The sequence below is a fragment of the Micromonospora sp. NPDC093244 genome, from assembly GCF_040683695.1.
Taxonomy (GTDB): domain Bacteria; phylum Actinomycetota; class Actinomycetes; order Mycobacteriales; family Micromonosporaceae; genus Micromonospora.
In genome coordinates, this window is sequence record NZ_JBFBEO010000013.1 from 1 (window position 1) to 3,487 (window position 3,487).

Here is a 3,487-nt window from a genome sequence, read left to right on the forward strand (position 1 = left end):
GATTGTCCGGCGGCGTCCTACTCTCCCACACCCTCACGAGTGCAGTACCATCGGCGCTGGAGGGCTTAGCTTCCGGGTTCGGAATGTAACCGGGCGTTTCCCCTCCGCCATGACCGCCGTAACTCTATGAACATGTCAAACAACCCCGGGCATGATGTCACGGGTGTTCGCTTGTTCAGAGTTGCACAGTGGACGCGTAGCAGCTTGGTAGTCAAGTCCTCGGCCTATTAGTACCGGTCAACTGAACCCGTTACCGGGCTTACATTTCCGGCCTATCAACCCAGTCGTCTAGCTGGGGGCCTTACCCCACCAAAGGTGGGTGGGATACCTCATCTTGAAGCAGGCTTCCCGCTTAGATGCTTTCAGCGGTTATCCCTTCCGAACGTAGCTAACCAGCCGTGCCCCTGGCGGGACAACTGGCACACCAGAGGTTCGTCCGTCCCGGTCCTCTCGTACTAGGGACAGCCCTTCTCAAGTATCCTACGCGCACGGCGGATAGGGACCGAACTGTCTCACGACGTTCTAAACCCAGCTCGCGTACCGCTTTAATGGGCGAACAGCCCAACCCTTGGGACCTGCTACAGCCCCAGGATGCGACGAGCCGACATCGAGGTGCCAAACCATCCCGTCGATATGGACTCTTGGGGAAGATCAGCCTGTTATCCCCGGGGTACCTTTTATCCGTTGAGCGACACCGCTTCCACTCGCAAGTGCCGGATCACTAGTCCCGACTTTCGTCCCTGCTCGACCTGTCAGTCTCACAGTCAAGCTCCCTTGTGTACTTGCACTCAACACCTGATTGCCAACCAGGCTGAGGGAACCTTTGGGCGCCTCCGTTACCTTTTAGGAGGCAACCGCCCCAGTTAAACTACCCACCAGACACTGTCCCTGAACCGGATAACGGTCCGAAGTTAGATACCCAAATCAACCAGAGTGGTATTTCAAGATTGCCTCCACCCATACTGGCGTATGGACTTCACCGGCTCCCACCTATCCTACACAAGCTAATTCGAGTACCAATGTCAAGCTATAGTAAAGGTCCCGGGGTCTTTCCGTCCTGCCGCGCGTAACGAGCATCTTTACTCGTACTGCAATTTCGCCGGGCCTGTGGTTGAGACAGTGGGGAAGTCGTTACGCCATTCGTGCAGGTCGGAACTTACCCGACAAGGAATTTCGCTACCTTAGGATGGTTATAGTTACCACCGCCGTTTACTGGCGCTTAAGTTCTCCGCTTCGCCCCGAAGAGCTAACAGGTCCCCTTAACGTTCCAGCACCGGGCAGGCGTCAGTCCATATACATCGAATTACTTCTTCGCATGGACCTGTGTTTTTAGTAAACAGTCGCTTCCCCCTGCTCTCTGCGGCCATACAACGCTCCACCCGCGCGGGGCTTCACGTCTCCGGCCCCCCTTCTCCCTAAGTTACGGGGGCAATTTGCCGAGTTCCTTAACCACAGTTCGCCCGATCGCCTCGGTATTCTCTACCTGACCACCTGTGTCGGTTTGGGGTACGGGCCGCTAAGAACTCGCTAGAGGCTTTTCTCGGCAGCATAGGATCACTGACTTCACCTGAATCGGCTCGGCATCACGTCTCAGCCTTCATGCGCCACGGATTTGCCTATGGCACGGCCTACACGCTTACCCCGGCACAACCACCGGCCGGGCTCAGCTACCTTCCTGCGTCACCCCATCGCTTGACTACTACCCGCCAGGTTCCCACGCTCCCCAACATCCGTCCGAAGACATCAGCCAGTTCGGGTGGTTAGCACAACGAGGTTCATCAGGGACGCTCTTTCGCGGGTACGGGAATATCAACCCGTTGTCCATCGACTACGCCTCTCGGCCTCGCCTTAGGTCCCGACTCACCCAGGGCGGATTAGCCTGGCCCTGGAACCCTTGGTCATCCGGCGGAAGGGTTTCTCACCCTTCTTTCGCTACTCATGCCTGCATTCTCACTCGTGCCGCGTCCACAACTGGGTCACCCCGCTGCTTCACTCGCGGCACGACGCTCCCCTACCCATCCACACACCTGCACAAGGAATCACGTCCAAGCGAGGTTAAAATGTGAATGCCACAGCTTCGGCGGTGTGCTTGAGCCCCGCTACATTGTCGGCGCGGAACCACTTGACCAGTGAGCTATTACGCACTCTTTAAAGGGTGGCTGCTTCTAAGCCAACCTCCTGGTTGTCTATGCGACCCCACATCCTTTTCCACTTAGCACACGCTTAGGGGCCTTAGCTGGTGATCTGGGCTGTTTCCCTCTCGACTACGAAGCTTATCCCCCGCAGTCTCACTGCCGCGCTCTCACTTACCGGCATTCGGAGTTTGGCTGATTTCGGTAAGCTTGTGGGCCCCCTAGACCATCCAGTGCTCTACCTCCGGCAAGAAACACGCGACGCTGCACCTAAATGCATTTCGGGGAGAACCAGCTATCACGGAGTTTGATTGGCCTTTCACCCCTAACCACAGGTCATCCCCCAATTTTTCAACATTGGTGGGTTCGGCCCTCCACGCGGTCTTACCCGCGCTTCAGCCTGCCCATGGCTAGATCACTCCGCTTCGGGTCTAGGACACGCGACTGAATCGCCCTATTCAGACTCGCTTTCGCTACGGCTCCCCCACACGGGTTAACCTCGCCACATGCCACTAACTCGCAGGCTCATTCTTCAAAAGGCACGCCGTCACCCCGCAAGGCTCCGACGGATTGTAGGCGAACGGTTTCAGGTACTATTTCACTCCCCTCCCGGGGTACTTTTCACCATTCCCTCACGGTACTCGTCCGCTATCGGTCACCAGGAAGTATTTAGGCTTACCAGGTGGTCCTGGCAGATTCACGGCAGATTTCAGGGGTCCGCCGCTACTCGGGAACACCCACAGAAGGTCAGCAACTTTCACCTACCGGACTCTCACCGTCTACGGTCAGCCATTCCAGACTGTTCGACTAGCCACTGACTTTGTAACTTCTCGAACAAGTGTCAGCTTGTTCAGCAGGGTCCCACAACCCCAACCACGCAACCCCTGACAGGTATCACACGCAGCCGGTTTAGCCTCAATCCGCTTTCGCTCGCCACTACTCACGGAATCACTAAATTGTTTTCTCTTCCTACGGGTACTGAGATGTTTCACTTCCCCGCGTTCCCCCCACACACCCTATGTGTTCAGGTGTGGGTGACACCACATGACTGGTGCCAGGTTTCCCCATTCGGACACCCTGGGATCACAGCTTGGTTGACAGCTCCCCCAGGCCTATCGCGGCCTCCCACGTCCTTCATCGGCTCCTGGTGCCAAGGCATTCACCGTTCGCCCTTGACAACTTGACCACAAAGATGCTCGCGTCCACTGTGCAATTCTCAACAAACGACCAACCCACAACCCAACAGCCCCACACCAAACCCAACCCTCGTCGGCGGTATGCGAGGCCAGGCCATGCCTGGCAGACTTCCAGCCCCCACACAGGAGGCTGGCCAAGTCTCTGAAACAACAACCAGC

Annotated in this window: 2 rRNA genes; both read right to left on the minus strand. The window is 56.9% G+C overall.

Going from position 1 to position 3,487, the window contains the following annotated elements:
* Window positions 1–4 precede the first annotated feature (4 nt).
* Window positions 5–121 (minus strand): 5S ribosomal RNA (gene rrf, locus AB0N27_RS29560).
* An 86-nt stretch (window positions 122–207) separates the two neighbouring features.
* Window positions 208–3,318: ribosomal RNA gene (locus AB0N27_RS29565) — 23S ribosomal RNA — on the minus strand.
* Window positions 3,319–3,487 lie beyond the last annotated feature (169 nt).